Source organism: Alistipes provencensis (genome assembly GCF_900083545.1).
In the GTDB taxonomy this organism is placed as follows: Bacteria; Bacteroidota; Bacteroidia; order Bacteroidales; family Rikenellaceae; genus Alistipes; species Alistipes provencensis.
Map to the genome: position 1 here is coordinate 145,449 of NZ_LT559262.1, position 17,331 is coordinate 162,779.

Below are 17,331 nucleotides of genomic sequence, written 5' to 3' on the forward strand. Positions count from 1 at the left end.
TTAGGGTATTAGATAAATTTCATCGGCGGCCAACTGCACCCGCTTACCGTCGGGACGCACCGCCCGGACGGAAATGCGCTTCGCACCCGCGAGGTCCACCGGCCCCGAAGCCGTGAAGACGCGGCCTTCGGCATCCGGCGCCGGGACGAAACTCCGGTACAGCGCGCCGTCCTTGTAAATCTCGACCGCGCGCGGTGCCCGCAGGCGGTGGCGCGGCAGTTCGAGGAACGACATTTCGAAACGCCGTGCATCTGCCCCATACCCCGCCGGGAACGCCACTTCGAGGTCCCCGGAGCTGATGTGCCAGCCGTAGTGGTAGCCCAGCGGCAGTCCGCGCACCCCGTCGGTCAGCACCCCGGGGTCTTTGTACTCCTCGTCGGGTTTCGACACGATCTCGGGCTTCACCCCGAGCAGCAGGTTGCGCACCCCGGTCCCGGGAAGCAGGCGTCCGCGCCACTGGGCGAGGTAGTCGCCCGGCAGGAGCCCCGACTCGTTGATGTGTTCCATTTCCGGAAAGTCCGCATGGGTATCCAGCGCCGCAAGCCATCGCTCGACCGAAGGGTTCACACGCAGACGGCCATCCTTATTCACGGCAAATCCGCAAGCCTCCGCAGCATGATTGCGGGCGATCTCGAGGCGCGTATAGCTCAACGCTGTGAGCAGCCGGTGAAGGCTCCTCCGCTCGGCATCCTTCGTCGTCGGAAGCACCGCCTCCAACGCCTCGTAAAAACGCACGAAATCCCCGGCATCCAGCCACTCCTCCTCGGCGGAGCGAATGCTGCCGTAGAGGTTCAACGGCCGTTTCGATGCGGCGGCACGGCGTTCGGCATCGGCGCAGAAGCCGGCCAGCAGTTCGCCCGAACGGGGATAGTTCTCGGCAAAATAACGGCGCATCAACGCCTCGAGCGACTGCCCGGGATCGAGCATCAACGCCGAAAGCACATAGGTCCGCATATCGTCGAAAGGCACATAATCGCACCCGCTGCCGTTCAGGAACACACCCCCGACACCCCGGTCGCGGTAGAACCGCAGCCGCCGGGCCGTCAGTTCCAGCACGGGGAAAGGCGTGAGGTAGTCGTCGAAATTCTGGATGTAGTCCCAGATATAAACCTCGCCGGCGACGTTCTTCCAGCGGTCGAGGCGCCCGGCGAATTTCTTTCCCCGCGCCGATTTGAAGGCATCGGCCCCAAAGGGCAGGTCCATGGCGCTGACGATCACCCCTGCGTTGGCGGGCATCGCCACGGGAGGCGGCTCCAGCGTCGAGAGATAGCCCAGCGTAAAGAACGTATGGTGCGGAAAACGCCCGGCCAGCCGCGTGAGCAGCTTCACCACGGCGGGCGTCGCGCTTTTGGCCGTGTTGCCCACGGCAGTGCAGGCCGCACAACTGCAAATGGCATCATCGTCGGTCGGTGCGACCACGAACCGCAGCGCGGCGGTGTCGCCCTCCCCGAAATTGTCGGTGATGTACTCCTCGATGCGGCGGTAGGTCTCGTCGGCCGAGAAGCAGAACTGACCATCGTAACGCTCCCCGTCGATCAGGGCATAGACCTCTTCGGGACCGTCGGCCAGCACCCTTTCCAACTGGTGGCCCCAGAGCCCCCAGCCGGTCTCCGCATCGTCCGCCGCGAGAATACCCGCATGGTCGGCGTCGTGCGCCGCCGGGGTGTAAAGCCCCCGGAAGCCGAATGCGAAACGACCGCTGGTATCGCGCAGCCCGACGGTCGCGGGAGGCAGGTCCGAAGCCTCTATGCGCGGGTCCTCGCCCGCAAGCGATTTCATCAACTGGTATTGCAGCCACAGCATCCGCCGTCCGTCGCGCGCCGTGAGGCGTACGCCCCGGCGAAAGCGTTTGACGCTGAAATCGGCCCGGAGAAGCGTATCCACGCCGACCGTGAGGGTAAACAGCTTCGCACCCTCCTCCCGGCCGACCGTCCGCTCCCCGCCCCCGGCACGCCGCCACAGGTGGTCGTAGAGGTACTCCGACCAGCGGAGGTCCTCGCGCGAGAGGTCATCCGCCGGCAGCACCGCATACCCGTCGCACGCCGCGGGCGACACGCCCGCGGAAGCGCATCCGACCCCCTCGAACGAACAGCACAGGGCCGCGGAGGCGACGAGCGCCAGCCGTTTAAAACGAGATATACAACTGCACATAGATGTTATACATGTTCCGGTAACGGGTCAGGACCGTATCGTAACCCATGATTTTCTCGGTGTAGTAGGTGTACCATGTGCCCAGCAGACCGATCGTGACGTGGGGCGTGAACATATACTGCCCGCCCATGCCCACCATCGTGTTGGCATGGTCGAAAGTGCCCGGCAGCGCCCGGTCCAGCACCGAAAGCTCCGGCGCGGAACCCACGCCCGCCATGCCCACGATGTAGGAGCGTCCGTCGTCCACGGGGTAATAGCGCACCTGCCCCATAGCGTTATAGTAGAATTTCGAATCGATGACGAAGAAGTCGCACTTGGCGTTGAGCCACACCGGGCCGATGAATTTCGCCACGCCCGGGCCCACCGACCACAGGTCGCGGCCGTCGAGCCGGCGGTAGCCGCCGCGAACCTCCGCCTCCCAGTCCCGCCGGAAGAATTTGGTCACCGAGGCGTTGGCCATCCACTTCGGGAAATAGCGGTCGGCCCAAGCGAAGTTGACCATCGTCTGCCAGTCGCGCGGAAAACGGTGCGCCCACTCGCCCTGCAACTGGATGCCCACGCCGCCGCCCTCGATCGAGGTGGCGTTGGCATTGATGTCCTCGTCGCGCTCGCCGTTGCGGCCCGCGTAGTTGATGCGTGCCGTGTAGTCGTTCTTCGGCTGCCGCCGCATGTACTCCAGCGCGGCCACCGACTGGATGGCATAGTCGTCGCCGTAGCGCGACTGCAGGTACTCCAGCCCGATCCGGTTGCGGAGCATGCCGTAGCGCAGCCCCATGAGATGGCGGTTGAAGCTGTAAATCTCGGTGGCCGACGGCTCGTAGTATTTCTGGTAGTAGTACGCCAGTCCGTACTCCTTTTTCTTCTCGTAGGCCAGCCCCTTGGCATAGAGCAGCGACTTGTTGCGGCTGTCGTAGTAAAGCGCCGTGTCGAGCACCGCCAGCGCCTCGTCGGAACGTCCCCGGCGGGTCAGCTCCAGCGCCTCGTATTCGCTGCTCTGGGCCAGCGCCCCGGCCAGCTCGCGGTTGCCCGGATAGTCCCACAGCACGGGACGGAGCATGTCGATCGAAGCCCGGTATTCCCCGTCGGCATCGAGCGAGGCGGCTTTCTTGGCCAGATAGAACGGTTCGCGGGGATAGCGGGCCAGTCCGCGGTCGGTGTATTCGCGGAAGACCTCATTGCGGCCCAACTGTCCGGCGGAGTTGATCGCATAGCGCAGCGCCAAATCGTTGTCGGGGTCGATCTGCAACAGCATGTCGGCCTCGGCGAAGGCGTGGGCCGTGGCCCCGGCCTCGAGGCACTGCTTGATGTAGGGAATGGCGATGTCGGCATAGCCGGCCACATAGAAATCGCGCATCCGGGGATCGGCATGGTCGATGGCACCCAGATAGAGGTGCATCGCCTCCGACGAACGTCCCATCCGGTCGAGCACGAGGGCCCGTTTGCCGATCAGGTTTCCGGTGTCGGGGAAACGGCGTGCGAGCGTGTCGAGCGTCCCCAATGCCTCCTCGTAACGCTTCATCAGGACGCGGCAGGCGAAGATCTTCTCCCACCCCGCGCGCAGCGTCTCGTCGTCGGCCTGCTGCCGGACGACGAACTGCGCACACGCCATCGCCTCGGCGTAGAGCTCCTGCTCCATCAGACGGTTGGTGCGCAGCAGTTGTTCGCGGCACAGCGCGTCGACGACCTCTTCGTCGCCGGGCCAGCGTTCGTTGAGCTTCATCAGCAGGTTGAAGGCCCGCTGGTCGTCGCCCCGGTTGCGGTAGACGAGGTATTCCTTATAGAGCACCGACTTCTCCTCGCCGTAATAGCGTTTCATCTCACGCAGGTAGAGGAGCGCATCGTCGTCGTAACCCCGCATCAGAGCCGTATTGAGCAGGTAGTCGAGCACTTCGCGGCTGTGGTCGCCGCTCTCGAAAGCCATGCCGTAGAGCACATAGGGGTCCCGCTGGCGTTCGGCGCGCGCAGCGTCCAGCGTCAGCGTATTGTAAAGGCGGCGCAGTTCGGGGTTCCCGCCGCGGCGCATCCGGTCGCGCATGAAGGCCATCGCCTCGGGATGGCGGCCCATCTCGCTCAGGATGCCCACTTTCTTGTAGACCAGCGTGACGCTGCCCGGCAGGGCGGCCAGTCCGCGCGAGGTCCACGCCAGCGCCTGCTCCTGATCGCCCTCCTGCAAGTGCAGGTTGATGATGTCGAGGTAATACTGTTCGTTGTCGGGAACCGTTTTCAGCAGTTCCTCGAGGATCGCAATGGCCTGCTTGCGTTCGCCGCTGCGCTTCTGCCGCTGGTAGTTCAGCTCCATCGAGTAGACCAGATCCTTGTGCAGCACGGTGTCCTGCGGGTAAATCTGGTTGATGCGCTTCAGGAGGCGGTCGGCCTCGACGTTGTTGCCCTGCTTGCGGTAGAGGTCGATCTTACGCCGCCACAGGCCCCGCCAGTAGGGCTGAACCTCCAGCAGTTCGTTGACGAAGCAGATGGCGCTGGAGTAGTTCTGCGTGATGTCCTCGACATCGACCAGCAGTTGCTTGGCATCGACGTTGTCGTAATTGATGTCCACGGCCTTGAGCAGGTGGTAGCGCGATTTGTCGTAGTCCTCCTCGTGAAACCAGTAGCGCCCCGCCAGATACTGGAGGTACGAAGCGAGCGGGTATTTCTCCAGCGCCTCGTCGAGCAGCCGCTTGCCCTCCTCCCACTCCTCTGCGGCGAAATGGGCCCTCACCTGCTCGGTATACTCCTCCGGCGTCGTGACTTTCGCCGCGGCGCTCAGGGGCGCCAGCGACAGCAAAAGGATGCTGACCGCAAGTAAGGCTCTGCCCGGATATCGTATCGGATTCTTCATGCTGCTCTGTGCCGTTAAGTATGATTACTGTGGTCCCTGCCCGCCGGGGGGGGGTCCCTGCGCTCCCTCGACCGCCACGCCGCCGTCCCGCTGGCTGAACCCCTTGCGGGTCATCTTGCCCCACTTGTACTCGCGGGACATCAGGTGGTTCAGATAGCCTTTCAGGGAACAGAAGGTGATTATCGGGTGGTAGATGAACGGTTCGAGGATGGAGGCGGCGATGATCCAGATATATTCGTAACCCCGCCGGTAGAGCGTGCCCAAATAGTAGTCGTAGGCGACGACCACCAGCGAGAGGAACTGGCAGAAGAGGTAAATGGCCAGAAAGATCACCCACATCGTGTGCCAGTTGACGGCCCCGGTCAGGGCCAGAAAGAGGAAGACGACGAGCCCCGTGAACTCGATGATCGGGGCGAGAAACTCGAAGATAACCATGTAGGGCAGCGTGAGGAGCCCCGTCTGCCTGTAGGTCTTGTTGAAGATCATCTTGCGGTGGATCATCAGCGCCTGAAACAGCCCGCGGCCCCAGCGTGTGCGCTGGCGGTAGAGCACCACGAGGTTCGGAGGCCCCTCGGTCCAGCAGCAGGTCTCGGGGACCTGCACGACCTTGTAGGGGCGCGAGAAGTCGCACATATACCCCACCATGCGGGCCAGCAGGTCCATGTCCTCGGCGAACGACATCGGGTCGTAACCGCCCGCAGCGATGGCTATCTGGCGGTCGAACAGCCCGAAACCGCCCGAGACGTTGGGCATGGCGTTGATCGCCGACCACCCCATCTTGCCCACCAGATACGAACGCATGTACTCCAGATTCTGGAACAGCGGGATCGGCGTATGGGGCGGCCGCACCTCGACCACCTGTCCGTCCTTGATCCGGCAGCCGTTGGCCATACGCATCGTGCCGCTCACGGCGATCACATGCTTCGACGACGACAGCACGGGCCAGATGCAGCGGTAGAGAGCGTCGCGGCGCAGGATGCAGTCCACGTCGGTGCAGATGAAATAGGGATACTGCGCGGCGTTGATGCCAGCATTCGAAGCGTCGGCCTTCGTACCGCCGTTCTCCTTGTCGACGACGATCAGCCGGTGGTACTCGGGATTCGTCGACTTGAGCACGCGGCGGAAAGGCTGGGTCTTGATGCGCTCGATGTAGGCGAACGGCACCTCGACCAGCTCGTAGTGCTCGATCAGCTTGTCGAGCGTCGAGTCCTTGCTGCCGTCGTTGACGATGACCACCTCGAAGATCGGGTAGTCCAGTCCGAGCATCGAATCGACATTGTCGATGATGGTCTTCTCCTCGTTGTAGGCCGGGGCGATCACCGAGACGCCCGGCGTATAGGGCGACTCGCTCAGCACCCTGCGCACATAGTTGTCGTCGTAGTAGCTCTTGCGCAGCTTCAGCGAGGCGAACGAAAGGAACATCATGACGATGAAGCTGATCGCCAGCAGGCTCGTATAGAAGAATACGAAATAGTTGAAGAAATCGAACACTATCTCTTTCATGCCCGGTTGGTTAAGGGGTGTTTGACATGGGCGAAAAGCTGCGCCGCATGCCCGGTGGCCATGGCGTCGAGCTGTTCGAAAAGCTCGCGCCCCGGCTCGCCGTAATCGCGGATGTAGGTCAGGGCCCGGAGCTTCGTGGCCTGATCGTCGGCGCGCTCAAAGGCTTCGTGCAGGAACCCCAGTCCCCGCCCGCTGTGCAGTCCGGCCACAGCCGTCAGGATATTCTGTTTGATGTATTCGGGCTGCACGTCGTAAATCTCGACCAGTTTGGGCTCCGCCTCGATGTAATCCATGCCGCCCAGCGTGCGCACGATCTCGTTGCGCAGCGTCCATGTTTTGGTATTGATCATCTCCAGCAGCGGCGGGCAGTTGTCCCGCTGGTCGAAAAGCTTGATTTCGCTCACGAAGAACGCCTTCACGTTGTCCTCGACCGAACTGTTGACCCACTTGAGGAAACTCGGGACGACAAATCCCATTTTCTGACGGTGCATCAGGATCATGTGTATCTCGGCCATGTTCCAGCGGCTGAGCTTCATCGTGATGTCCTCGTCGAAGAACCGGAACGGGTTGCTCTGGCTCAGCCACATGTAGGCGAAACGCGCGGCGTTGCGCAGTTCGAGGCGGCGGTTGTAGAGGAAACGCACCAACACGGCCTCCGAGACATATCCGTTGACCGACTGGATCGACAGCAGCGCCTGAATTTTGCGGCGGGGACGCCCGAACTGGATCTCGCGTTCGAAGAAACTGCCGACCTTGAACACGCCCTGCACGTTCTGCATGTTGTAGTTGTTGACCTTCTCGCCCAGCTCGCTCTTGATCTTGATGAGCACCTGCACCAGAAAACGCATCTCCTGATGTTTGAGGCTCTTCTTCACATCGTGGCGCACCTTGTGCGCGATCTCGTCGACGGGATGGTTCTCGCGGTCGCCCAGCACCTCTTTCAGAGGTTCGTAGAAACGGTCGTAAATGCGCTGGAAGGACTTTTTCTCCCGCTGGCGGCGGTAGATTCCGTAAGCGAGGTAGAGGGCGAGGAACAGATAAAAGACGACACATAACGTTACGACTGCGATACAAATCCGGACCACGATCGGGTAGCCGATGAATTTATAATACAGCAGGTAGAAATAATACGTCAGGTAATCAAACCCGGACAGTATTTCATCCATACACGCACGTTGTTATGAACCTTTGAGGCGTTATTGCACTTTGACAGGCACAAAGATAGGCATTATTTCGGAAATAACGAACAGCATTACACACTTTTATATACATCAATATAATCATAATATATCAGTTTTTACGGCAAAATCCCGTCCAGAAACAAACATATCCGCTAAAATACATATCATAAAAGGCCGAAATAAGGCACAAAAAAATGAGCGGTCCCCGCGGGAACCGCCCACCTTTTCCGGCAGTGCCGCCGTCTATTTGCCGACGGTCTGGGCCAGCGCCGCGAAGTAACGCGCCTGATCAAGCCCGAGAGCGGCCATCAGCTCCGCTTCGGGGGTGCTGCCGCGCGTGATCGAGCGCAGGCCGTGGCCCGCGGTATAGAGGTTCACGTTCTCGGCACAGCCCGCGGCATCCTGCCCGCAAAGATAATGGGTGTGTTCCGCCGGGATATTCTTTCCTTCATAGACCGCGAGGTCGGCGACATAGACCAGATTCAGGGGCGCCGTAAAGACGAAATCCTGCATCCCGGCCAACTTGCGGCGGTCGCCCTCCGCGACGCGCACGAGCTTGTTCGCCTTGGCGTCATAGGCATAGACGCCCTCGGCGAAGAAAGCGTAGACCCGGATGGGATAGAGCGCCAGCGCCGAGGGGGCCGTCAGGCGGTCCGTCCCCGGACGGTTGATGCCGGCAGCGGCCCACATCACGCCCGAGAGTTCTTCGAGCGTCAGCGGAGCGGCACTGTACTCGCGCCACGAGCGGCGGTCGGCCAAAGCTTGGTTAATAGTCGCTCCGCCCACCGTGTCGGGAGCCAGCAGGGCGATCTCGGGGCCGTGTTTCACTTCGGTTCGGGTCACCGCGGCCTTTTGGGCCGACGGGGCGCCTCCGCACGCGGCCAACAGCAGCGAGGCACAGGCAAACAGCTTCGTTTTCATAGTCTTCCGTTTTTTAGGATTCCAAACAAAAATAATGCACGCGGGGCAAAATACCAAATTTATCCGCACGCATCCTCCAATGAATCGAGCACGGCGAGTATCTCCTCGCCGTAACGCTCCGTCCGGCTGGGACCGAAGCCCCGGATAGTGAGCAGGTCCTCGGTCGACCCGATGTCGCTCCGCGCCACGTTGAGCAGGTCGCGGTTCGAGGCGATGACGAACGGCTTGCGGCCCGTAGCCTCGGCCCTCCGGTCGCGCCACAGGCAGAGCGCTTCGTAACGTTCGTACTCCTGCTCGGTGAGGTCCGTCGCCGGAGGCATGAAATCCCCGACCAGCGCCGGGGCAGCCGCTCTCTCCTCGTCGGTGGGGTCGTGGTAGATGACGATGACCGTCCACGACGACCGCCCGCGCAGGCACCCGCAATGGAGGCGCGAGACGCGGACCGCCGCGAGAAATTCGTTCACGATCCGTTCGTCGCGTTCCCGCATGGCGGGGTCGACGCGGATCTCAAAGGTTTTGATCTTCATAGTCCGTTATTTGAAGTTGCGTTCTCAAATATAACCCATCGGGACCGAATCTGCAACTTCGGGTCCCGAAGCCCGGAAATTTCCTTATCTTTGTCCTACCAAGCATACACCGAACATGAAGCCCCAAACCATCCATGCCGTCGTCTTTTCACCGACGGGAACCTCGAAAAAGATCGCCTCGGCCGTGGCCCGGGGAATCGCCTCCGCGGCCGGAGCCGATCCTGCCGAAGCCGCCCCGCTGAAAACCATCGACCTGACCCACACCGCCGGACAGCCCGCGACGCTCCCTGCCGACACGGTGGCCGTGATCGCCACACCGGTCTATGGGGGACACGTCGCCCCGACGGCCGTAAAGCGGCTCGAAACGCTCCGGGGCGAAGGCACCCCGGCCGTCGTCATTGCGGTCTACGGCAACCGGGCCTTCGAGAACGCCGCCGCCGAACTGGCCGCATTGGCCGCCCGGCAGGGATTCGTCCCGGTGGCCGCCGCGGCATTCGTCGGGGAACACTCCTACAGCACCCCCAAAACCCCCGTCGCCGCAGGACGCCCCGACACGCAGGACCTCGCTGAGGCCACGGCGTTCGGTGCCGCAGTGCGCAAAAAGCTCGACGCCGGGGACCTCACGCCGGTCGACGCCGCCAAGCTGAAAGAGGTGCGGACCCCGCTGTGGCCGATGCTGCGTTTCATCCGCTTCGTGCTGGGCTACCGCCGCCGGCAAAAGAAAAATCCCGTCGTCTACCTGCCCGTGGGCGACGCCGACCTCTGCACCCACTGCGGCCGCTGTGCGGCGATCTGCCCCACGCAGGCCATCGCACGCGGCGACGAAGTGCATACCGATCCGGCGCGCTGTATCCGCTGCTGTGCCTGCGTCAAGGCATGCCCGGTCGGGGCGCGGAGTTTCCACACCCCTTTCGCCGCGGCGCTCTCACGCAGTTTCACCCGGCGCAAACCGCCCGTAACCCGCTTATAAACAATGATCGAACGCATCGAATCTCCCGCTCCGGTCGAACTGGACGCACTTACTGCCCTGTGGGAAAGGTCGGTACGCGCTACGCACGATTTCCTCGCCCCGGAGGACATCGCCTTTTTCCGCCGCATGGTGCGCGAAGAGGCGCTGCCCGGCGTGGAGGAACTCTATGTCATCAGAGATTCCGGAAACGGATTCGCGGCCTTTGCGGGCGTCGAAGCCGACCGGCTCGAAATGCTGTTCGTAGCCCCCGCCGCACGCGGCAAGGGGCTGGGGCGCGAACTCGTGGAGCATGTCACGGCGCATTGCGGCGTGCGGCGCGTGGACGTCAACGAGCAGAACGCACAGGCCGCGGGATTTTACGCCCGGATGGGCTTCCGCGTCGTCTCGCGCAGCGCCGCCGACCCCTCGGGCCGTCCCTACCCTATTCTTCACCTCGAACGCTGACGAAAGCGGGCGGCCTTTCGGCCGCCCGTTCTTCTGTTCCATATAGCATCATTCTCACCGATCGAGTTCTGCGAGGATTTGCCGGACGACGGATTCGTCGGCGCACGGCACGGCGTATTCGGGAACGCCCTCGACACCGCCCATCGAGACCCGCGGGTTGCGGAACTCCATGCGGCTGTCGCGCCAGCCCCGAGCGCTGAAATGGAGCGCATCCACGCCCGTCGAGGCCAGCAGCCGTGCATTCGACGCATTCACCCCGCTGCCGGCCATGATCTCGATGCGCCCGGCGGCGCGGATCACCAGTTCCCGGAGGGTGGCGATCCCCTCGACGGCCGTGTTGCGGCCCCCGGAGGTGAGGATGCGGCGGCAGCCGCTCCCGACGACCGCTTCGAGCGCTTCGAAAGGGTCGCGGGCCATGTCGAACGCCCGGTGGAAAACGACCTCCATTTCTCCGGCCGCGGCGACAAGCGCCGCCGTGCGCTCCGCATCGACACGCCCGTCGGGGCACAGCAATCCCAGAACCACACCGTCGGCCCCGCATTCGCGGGCGAAGCGGATCTCATCGGCCATCTGGCGGAATTCACCGTCGGAATAGCAGAAATCCCCGCCCCGCGGACGGATCATCACACAGAGCCGGATGCCCGCAACACGGCGCGCCAGCCGGATCGTCGCAGCCGAAGGGGTCGTGCCGCCCTCCCAAGGCGAGGCGCACAGTTCGACGCGCGTGACCCCGGTCCGGACCGCCACGGCGCACGCTTCGACGGAGTAGGCGCAAAGTTCGGTCGTCATAAGACAAAGATAGGATTTCCGGCAGTAAAATGCAAGCCCCGGCCGGTCACCGCAGCACCACCGTCACGGACATCGGCCCGTGGGCGCCGAAGACCAGCGCCTGCTCGATGTCGGCGGTCTTCGAAGGCCCCGACATGAAGCACCCGTAGCCGAAGTCGTCGACCTCGGGACGCACGACGGCCTCGTGCATCGTGTCGACAACGGCGTCTTTCGGGATCACGACCATCAGCGCCGTGGCCCCGAAGTAGAGGGCCTTGTGGCGGATGTCCTGCGTGATCCACACCGCACCGTTCTCCGCGACGCCGAACGCCCCCGCGACGACGCCCAGATCGACGTCGACCAGCTCGCGCACATCCTCCACAGCATCGGGGTCGAGCGTGGCAGCGGTCACGTCGGGCATGGCCGAAGCGATCGTCCGCGCATCGGGGTAACAGCGGCGGATCACATCGTCGAGCGTCTCGCCCGGCGCCATTCGCACCGCCTTGCCGCCGGCGGCCCCGAGCCGTTCGGCGAACATCGCCGCGGGATCGTCGAAGCGCTGGGGCGTGAAATCCAGCGCGGGATGCGGGTATTCGGGCATCCCGTCGGCCGCCAGTTTTTTCAGGATATCGTCTTTACTGCTCATCTCATTTCGTTTTTTTCCACCAACCATTAAAAGTCTTCGGGGCGAAGGGCGGCATGGCGCGGCCGGGGGCGCTCCACGGGTTCAGCCCGTTTTCGAGTACGAAGCGCGGGAGTTTCTCCGCTGCACGGGCCAGAGCGACGCCGCCGTAAAAACGTCGCCGTCCGCCCATGATGAAGTCCATCCCCTTGACCGAGAGTTTCTTCACCGGATCGGCCAGATGCAGTCCGTCCAACTGCTGCCGCCACATATAGATCTGTTCCCCGAGGTCGATCTGCGCCGGACAGACATCCGAACAGGAGTAGCAGAGCGAGCAGGCCGAGACATTGCCGTGGTGAAGCTTCGGCGAACGCAGCATCCCGAGGTTGATGCCCAGCGGTCCGGGGATGAAGTACGAATAGGAGTAACCTCCCGAACGGCGGTAGACCGGGCAGGTGTTCAGGCAGGCTCCGCAGCGGAGGCATTTGAGCATGTTGCGGTGCGCGGCGTCGGCCAGCCACTCCGAGCGGCCGTTATCGACCAGAATGACGTGTATCTGCTTGCCCGGAGCCGGTTTGCGGTAGAGCGAGGTGTAGCTCGTGACGGGCTGTCCCGTGCCCGAGCGGGCCAACAGGCGCGTGAAGACCGCCAGCGCCTCCATGTCGGGGATCACCTTTTCGAGCCCCATGATGGCGATGTGCAGGTCGGCGAACGAGGTTCCAAGGTCGGCATTGCCCTCGTTGGTGCAGACGGCCAGCGCCCCCGTCGAAGCCACGGCGAAATTGACGCCCGTCATCGAAACGTCGGCCCCGAGGAACTTCGGCCGCAGGACGCGCCGTGCGGCGTGGGTCAGGTAGGTGGGATCGCTGTTGCCCGGTTCGGTGCCCATCTCGCGTTCGAACAGCGCGCCGACCTCCTCGCGCCGCACGGCGATCGCCGGCAGAACGATGTGGCTGGGCGGCTGTTGCAGCAGTTGCATGATCCGCTCCCCGAGGTCGCTCTCCACGGCATCGACACCCCGCTCGCGGAGGTAGGGCGTCAGGCCGCACTCCTCCGAGAGCATCGACTTGCTCTTGATGAGGTTCGTGCCGCCGTGCTCCCGGACCAACTGCCAGACCGTCGCGTTCATCTCCGCGGCATCCTTTGCCCAGTGGACCACCATGCCGTTGGCCGTGGCGTTGCGTTCGAATTCGCAGAGGTAGTGCCCCAGACGGCTCAGCGTGTGGCGCTTGATCGCGGACGACAGCCGCCGCAGCTCCTCCCACTCGGGGACCGTCATCATCATCCGGTCGCGTTTCTCGCGCACGGCATACAGCGCCTTGTCGTGCCAGACCATGCGGTCGGCGTCGGCGACGAATCGTTTCGCGGCTTTGGAATGGGTGCTCATAGCTTCGAATTGAGGATTTCAACGATGTGGAGGGTCTTCACCGGCAGCTTCTCGCGGTCAATGATCCCCTGCATGTGCATCAGGCACGACGAATCGGCCCCGGTGATGTACTCGGCGCCGGTGGCGATGTGCCGCTCGACCTTGGCGCGCCCCATGGCCACCGACACGGCGTTCTCCTCGACGGAGAACATCCCGCCGAAGCCGCAGCACTCGTCCCGCCGCTCGGGTTCCGCCACCTCGATCCCCTCGACCAGCGACAGCAGGTCGCGGAGCTTCGAATGGAGGGGAACATTCATCTCGCTGGGCGACGAAAGGTCCATCTTGCGCACCCCGTGGCAGGAGTTGTGCAGGCTCACCTTGTGGGGAAAACGGACGTCCAACCGCGCGGGCTTCACCACGTCGTGCAGGAACTCGCAAATCTCCCAGATACGCGCATCGACGCACGCATGCTCCTTATAATCATCCAGCAGCCGCGGGTAGCCCTCGCGCACGAAGACCACGCAACTGGCCGACGGGCCCACGACGTAGTCGTATTTTTCGAACAGCGCATTCATGCGTTCCGCCAGCGCCTTGGCGTCCTTTTCGAAGCCCGCATTGGCCATCGGCTGGCCGCAGCAGGTCTGGTCCAACGGATAGTCGACCTCGCAGCCGACCTTGCGCAGCAACTCGTACGACGCCCGCCCCACCTCGGGATAGACCGCATTGATGTAACAGGGAATGAACAATCCGACTTTCATCTGTTTCAATTTTAGCACCCAACCAAACCACACCAAAGATACGGATTTTTTCCGAGACTCGTGCATGGAGTGACTTTCCATCTGCTAAATTACAAAAAAAGAGGGCCCGGTATTCCGGTCCCTCCCCATTTCAGGCACATTTTTTACCTGATCTCGATCTGCCGGGCGGCGGAAGCGGCTTCCGTCACCTTGCGTTTCGGGATCGCAATGGTCATCACGCCGTTCTCGACCTTGGCCGAAATCTTGTCGCGCTCGACGTTGTCGGGCAGCAGCAGGCTCTGCTGGAACCGCGTGTAGGAAAATTCGCGGCGCAGGTAGGTGCCCTTGTGCTCCTTGTCCTCCTCCTTCGACTCGTTCTTCTTCTCCACCGAGATGATCAGTTCGTTGTCCTCGTTGAGATGCACCTTGAAATCCTCTTTGGTCATCCCCGGAGCTGCGACCTCGACTTTGTATTCGTCGTCGTTCTCCAGAATGTTGACGGCCGGAGAGGTCGTGTTGCGACGCTCGACGAGCCAATCGTTGCCCAGAAAATCGTTGAAAATGCTCGGCAGCCAGTTCTGATTACGTCTTACAGGTACCATAGTTTTGTCCTCCTTAGAATTATTTGGTTTAACATTCGTTTCACGTTTCCCGCCCACTCCGGAGCGGGTTCATCCGTAAACGGTCAAATCCTGTGCCACGCCGGAATAAATGAAAAAATGTCACGAATTGTCACAATTACTGAAAAATTGTCCTGACAGGACGACATTGTAACAACATTTTTCTACATTTGCAACATGGACAAAGAGTTGATATTCCGGCAGGCGGTACCTCACGAGGTATCCCACATCATGCAGATCATCCGTCAGGCACAGGCCCGGATGTATGCGGCAGGCAGTCGCCAATGGCAGGACGGCTATCCCGCCCCGGGGCATATTTCGGCGGACATCGGGCGCGGACGCGGCTATGTGCTGTGCAGGCCCGGCACCAAGGAGTGCCACGCGGTCATCGCCTACGGCGCGGTGGTATTCGACGGGGAACCGGCCTACGAAGCCCTCGAAGGCGAATGGCTCACCGACGGACCTTATGTGCTGGTACACCGCATGGCTGTCGCCGACGGCGAACGCGGCAAAGGCGTGGCGGCGGAGTTCCTGCGTCAGGTGGAGGATTTGGCACGGGAGCGGGGCGTCAAGGCGTTCCGCATCGACACCAACTACGACAACCGCCCCATGCTGCGACTGCTCGAACGCACGGGATTCACCCCCTGCGGCAAGGTCGTCTACCGGAGCGGCGAACGGCTGGCCTTCGAAAAAGAGCTCTGAGCGGACGAACGGCCCGAAAAACGGAACCCGGACGGCAGGATGGGCGCGGCATACCCCGCTCCCGACCGTTTGGCGGCAAGCGTATAAACCGCTATCTTTGCCGCACCGAAACGGCGGACGCCGCCGTTCGGAGTTAAAGCACAGCAACATGAAAAAGCAACGAATCACCGAAGAGGATTATCGCAAGGCCCACCGCAAGGCGAGCCGCGAAGAGGAGATCGCACGGCACGGCCGGACGGCACTGTGCCGCGCCGTCCACAAATCGAAAAAGACATACGATCGCAAACGCGAAAAGGCAGGTCTCGGAAACCTGCCTTTTTCATTTCATATGCGTTGTGACGTATCTCAGAGCTGCGCCGCCGGGGCCGGCTCCTCGATGGGCCCGGGCTGTATGCCGAGCGGATCGACGGGTGCGGGACGCGTCGTGACGATGCTGTCGACGACGAATTTCGTAAATCCCCGCCAAGGCAGCGCGCCGAAATACTCGCGGTAATGCAGTTCGAGGGTCTTGCCGCCCTGCAGCATCAGTTCGCGGGCGAGCGCCTCGTCCTCGACCGAAAATTCGAATTCATAGGACTGGATCGACCCGGCGCTCTTCGAGCGGATACCCGTCTGGATCAGTTTGCCCTCGTAGGTCTTGAAAACGAGCCCCTTGTAAACGACATAGTTCAACTCCCCGCTCTTCACCCCCTCGCCGAAGACGAAGTAGAAGCGGAAATAGAAGAACACGGCCAGCCCGACGGCTACCAGAACGGTGATGATGCCCCAATATTTTTTCATAACTTTTCTGTTCGGCCGCACACGGCGGCAATCCGCTACAAAGGTAGTAAAAAGCGCGGCGATCCCAAAACCGGATCGCACGCCGCGCGGCAGAACGTCCCGGCGACTAAAGGTGTCGTCACGACACCAAAGGTAGTAAAAAGCACGGCGGTTCCAAAACAGAGTCGTATCTTTGCGGAAAACATCAGCCATGGTCTGGAAGACGATCGACATAACGACGGAATCGGGCGAAACGGTGCGGGCGCAGGCTCCCGTGATCGTCTCGGCAAGCCGGGCCACGGACATCCCGGCATTCTACGCCGACTGGTTTTTCGACCGGCTGGAAAAGGGATATTCCGTCTGGACGAACCCGTTCAACGGCGCCAAGTCGTATGTCTCCTACGCCCGGACACGGCTGGTCGTCTTCTGGTCGAAGAATCCCCGCCCGCTGCTGCCACACCTCGAAAAACTGCGCGAAAAGGGCATCCGCTGCTACCTCCACTACACGCTCAACGACTACGAGACCGAAGGGCTCGAACGCGGCATACCGCCGCTGGACGAACGGATCGACACCTTCCTCCGGTTTTCGGAACTGCTGGGCAAAGAGCTCGTAATCTGGCGGTTCGACCCGCTGATCCGGACCGACCGGATCGGCGTGGAGGAGTTGCTGCGCAAGGCGGAACGGATCGGCGACCGGCTCCGCGGGCATACCCGAAAGCTGGTTTTCAGTTTCGCGGACATCCGCACCTACCGCAGCGTACAGGGCAACCTGCGCAGAAACGACATCCGCTGGCGCGAATTCGACGAACGGCAGATGCTCGACACGGCCACCGGACTGGCGGAACTGAACAAGAAATGGGGTTATACGCTGGCCACATGCGGCGAGAGGATCGACCTGTCGCAGTTCGGCGTCCGGCGCAACAAATGTATCGACGACGAACTGATCGTCCGGCAATTCGCCGACGATCCGCTGCTGATGGATTTTCTGGGCGTGGAACGGGACGGGTTGTTCGGCCCGGAAACAGTCGTCCGGAAAAACGCGAAGGACAAAGGACAGCGGCCTTTCTGCGGCTGCATCGCCAGCAAGGACATCGGCGAATACGACACCTGCCCGCACCAGTGCGCCTACTGCTATGCCAACCGCTCCGACGGAAAGGCCGCAGAGAACTACCGCCTGCACCGGGCCCGTCCCGACGCCGAAACGATCACCGGCAAATAGGGCCC

At 62.2% G+C, this 17,331-nt stretch carries 16 protein-coding genes; 4 read left to right on the forward strand and 12 right to left on the reverse strand.

From position 1 onward, the window contains the following. From BN5935_RS00745 to BN5935_RS00770, 6 genes are all read right to left on the reverse strand, one after another. A complete protein-coding gene (locus tag BN5935_RS00745) occupies positions 1–2,151 on the reverse strand; it encodes a DUF4838 domain-containing protein (protein ID WP_064974395.1) in 2,151 nt (716 codons plus the stop codon). Then, on the reverse strand, positions 2,126–4,987 hold the full coding sequence (locus BN5935_RS00750) for a tetratricopeptide repeat protein (protein ID WP_064974396.1): 2,862 nt from the start codon (positions 4,985–4,987) through the stop codon (positions 2,126–2,128). The genes BN5935_RS00745 and BN5935_RS00750 overlap by 26 nt, the downstream gene beginning before the upstream one ends. A gap of 24 nt (positions 4,988–5,011) precedes the next feature. After that, positions 5,012–6,490, reverse strand: coding sequence for a glycosyltransferase family 2 protein (locus BN5935_RS00755; protein ID WP_064974397.1), 1,479 nt, complete (start codon positions 6,488–6,490; stop codon positions 5,012–5,014). Next, on the reverse strand, positions 6,487–7,656 hold the full coding sequence (locus BN5935_RS00760) for a HEAT repeat domain-containing protein (RefSeq protein ID WP_064974398.1): 1,170 nt from the start codon (positions 7,654–7,656) through the stop codon (positions 6,487–6,489). The genes BN5935_RS00755 and BN5935_RS00760 overlap by 4 nt, the downstream gene beginning before the upstream one ends. Before the next feature lie 258 nt (positions 7,657–7,914). Continuing rightward, positions 7,915–8,592 (reverse strand): SagB/ThcOx family dehydrogenase, encoded by a 678-nt coding sequence (locus tag BN5935_RS00765; RefSeq protein WP_064974399.1) that lies wholly within the window; start codon positions 8,590–8,592, stop codon positions 7,915–7,917. A 59-nt stretch (positions 8,593–8,651) separates the two neighbouring features. After that, positions 8,652–9,119, reverse strand: coding sequence for an HRDC domain-containing protein (locus tag BN5935_RS00770; RefSeq protein ID WP_064974400.1), 468 nt, complete (start codon positions 9,117–9,119; stop codon positions 8,652–8,654). A 115-nt stretch (positions 9,120–9,234) separates the two neighbouring features. On the opposite strand from BN5935_RS00770, the gene BN5935_RS00775 reads away from it, so the two are divergent. Further along, positions 9,235–10,089, forward strand: coding sequence for a 4Fe-4S dicluster domain-containing protein (locus tag BN5935_RS00775; protein WP_064974401.1), 855 nt, complete (start codon positions 9,235–9,237; stop codon positions 10,087–10,089). A 3-nt stretch (positions 10,090–10,092) separates the two neighbouring features. Then, positions 10,093–10,533, forward strand: coding sequence for a GNAT family N-acetyltransferase (locus tag BN5935_RS00780; protein ID WP_064974402.1), 441 nt, complete (start codon positions 10,093–10,095; stop codon positions 10,531–10,533). Positions 10,534–10,587: 54 nt separating this feature from the next. Here BN5935_RS00780 and BN5935_RS00785 read toward each other — a convergent pair whose 3' ends face one another. From BN5935_RS00785 to BN5935_RS00805, 5 genes are all read right to left on the reverse strand, one after another. Beyond that, positions 10,588–11,322 (reverse strand): copper homeostasis protein CutC, encoded by a 735-nt coding sequence (locus tag BN5935_RS00785; RefSeq protein WP_064974403.1) that lies wholly within the window; start codon positions 11,320–11,322, stop codon positions 10,588–10,590. A 46-nt stretch (positions 11,323–11,368) separates the two neighbouring features. After that, on the reverse strand, positions 11,369–11,947 hold the full coding sequence (locus BN5935_RS00790) for a LutC/YkgG family protein (protein WP_064974404.1): 579 nt from the start codon (positions 11,945–11,947) through the stop codon (positions 11,369–11,371). Position 11,948: 1 nt separating this feature from the next. Beyond that, positions 11,949–13,310, reverse strand: coding sequence for a lactate utilization protein B (locus tag BN5935_RS00795; RefSeq protein WP_064974405.1), 1,362 nt, complete (start codon positions 13,308–13,310; stop codon positions 11,949–11,951). Continuing rightward, complete coding sequence (locus tag BN5935_RS00800; protein ID WP_064974406.1) at positions 13,307–14,047, reverse strand: (Fe-S)-binding protein; 741 nt, start codon at positions 14,045–14,047, stop codon at positions 13,307–13,309. Before BN5935_RS00800 ends, BN5935_RS00795 begins: the two co-directional genes overlap by 4 nt. Positions 14,048–14,190: 143 nt before the next feature. After that, positions 14,191–14,628, reverse strand: a complete 438-nt coding sequence (locus BN5935_RS00805; protein ID WP_064974407.1) for an Hsp20/alpha crystallin family protein — start codon at positions 14,626–14,628, stop codon at positions 14,191–14,193. A 195-nt stretch (positions 14,629–14,823) separates the two neighbouring features. On the opposite strand from BN5935_RS00805, the gene BN5935_RS00810 reads away from it, so the two are divergent. Continuing rightward, positions 14,824–15,348 (forward strand): GNAT family N-acetyltransferase, encoded by a 525-nt coding sequence (locus tag BN5935_RS00810; RefSeq protein ID WP_064974408.1) that lies wholly within the window; start codon positions 14,824–14,826, stop codon positions 15,346–15,348. 345 nt (positions 15,349–15,693) lie between these two features. On the opposite strand, the gene BN5935_RS00815 is transcribed toward BN5935_RS00810, so the two are convergent. Then, positions 15,694–16,128, reverse strand: a complete 435-nt coding sequence (locus BN5935_RS00815; RefSeq protein WP_064974409.1) for a hypothetical protein — start codon at positions 16,126–16,128, stop codon at positions 15,694–15,696. Between the two features lie 190 nt (positions 16,129–16,318). On the opposite strand from BN5935_RS00815, the gene BN5935_RS00820 reads away from it, so the two are divergent. Then, positions 16,319–17,326: a DUF1848 domain-containing protein gene (locus BN5935_RS00820; RefSeq protein WP_064974410.1), complete on the forward strand. Its 1,008-nt coding sequence runs from the start codon at positions 16,319–16,321 to the stop codon at positions 17,324–17,326. Positions 17,327–17,331 lie beyond the last annotated feature (5 nt).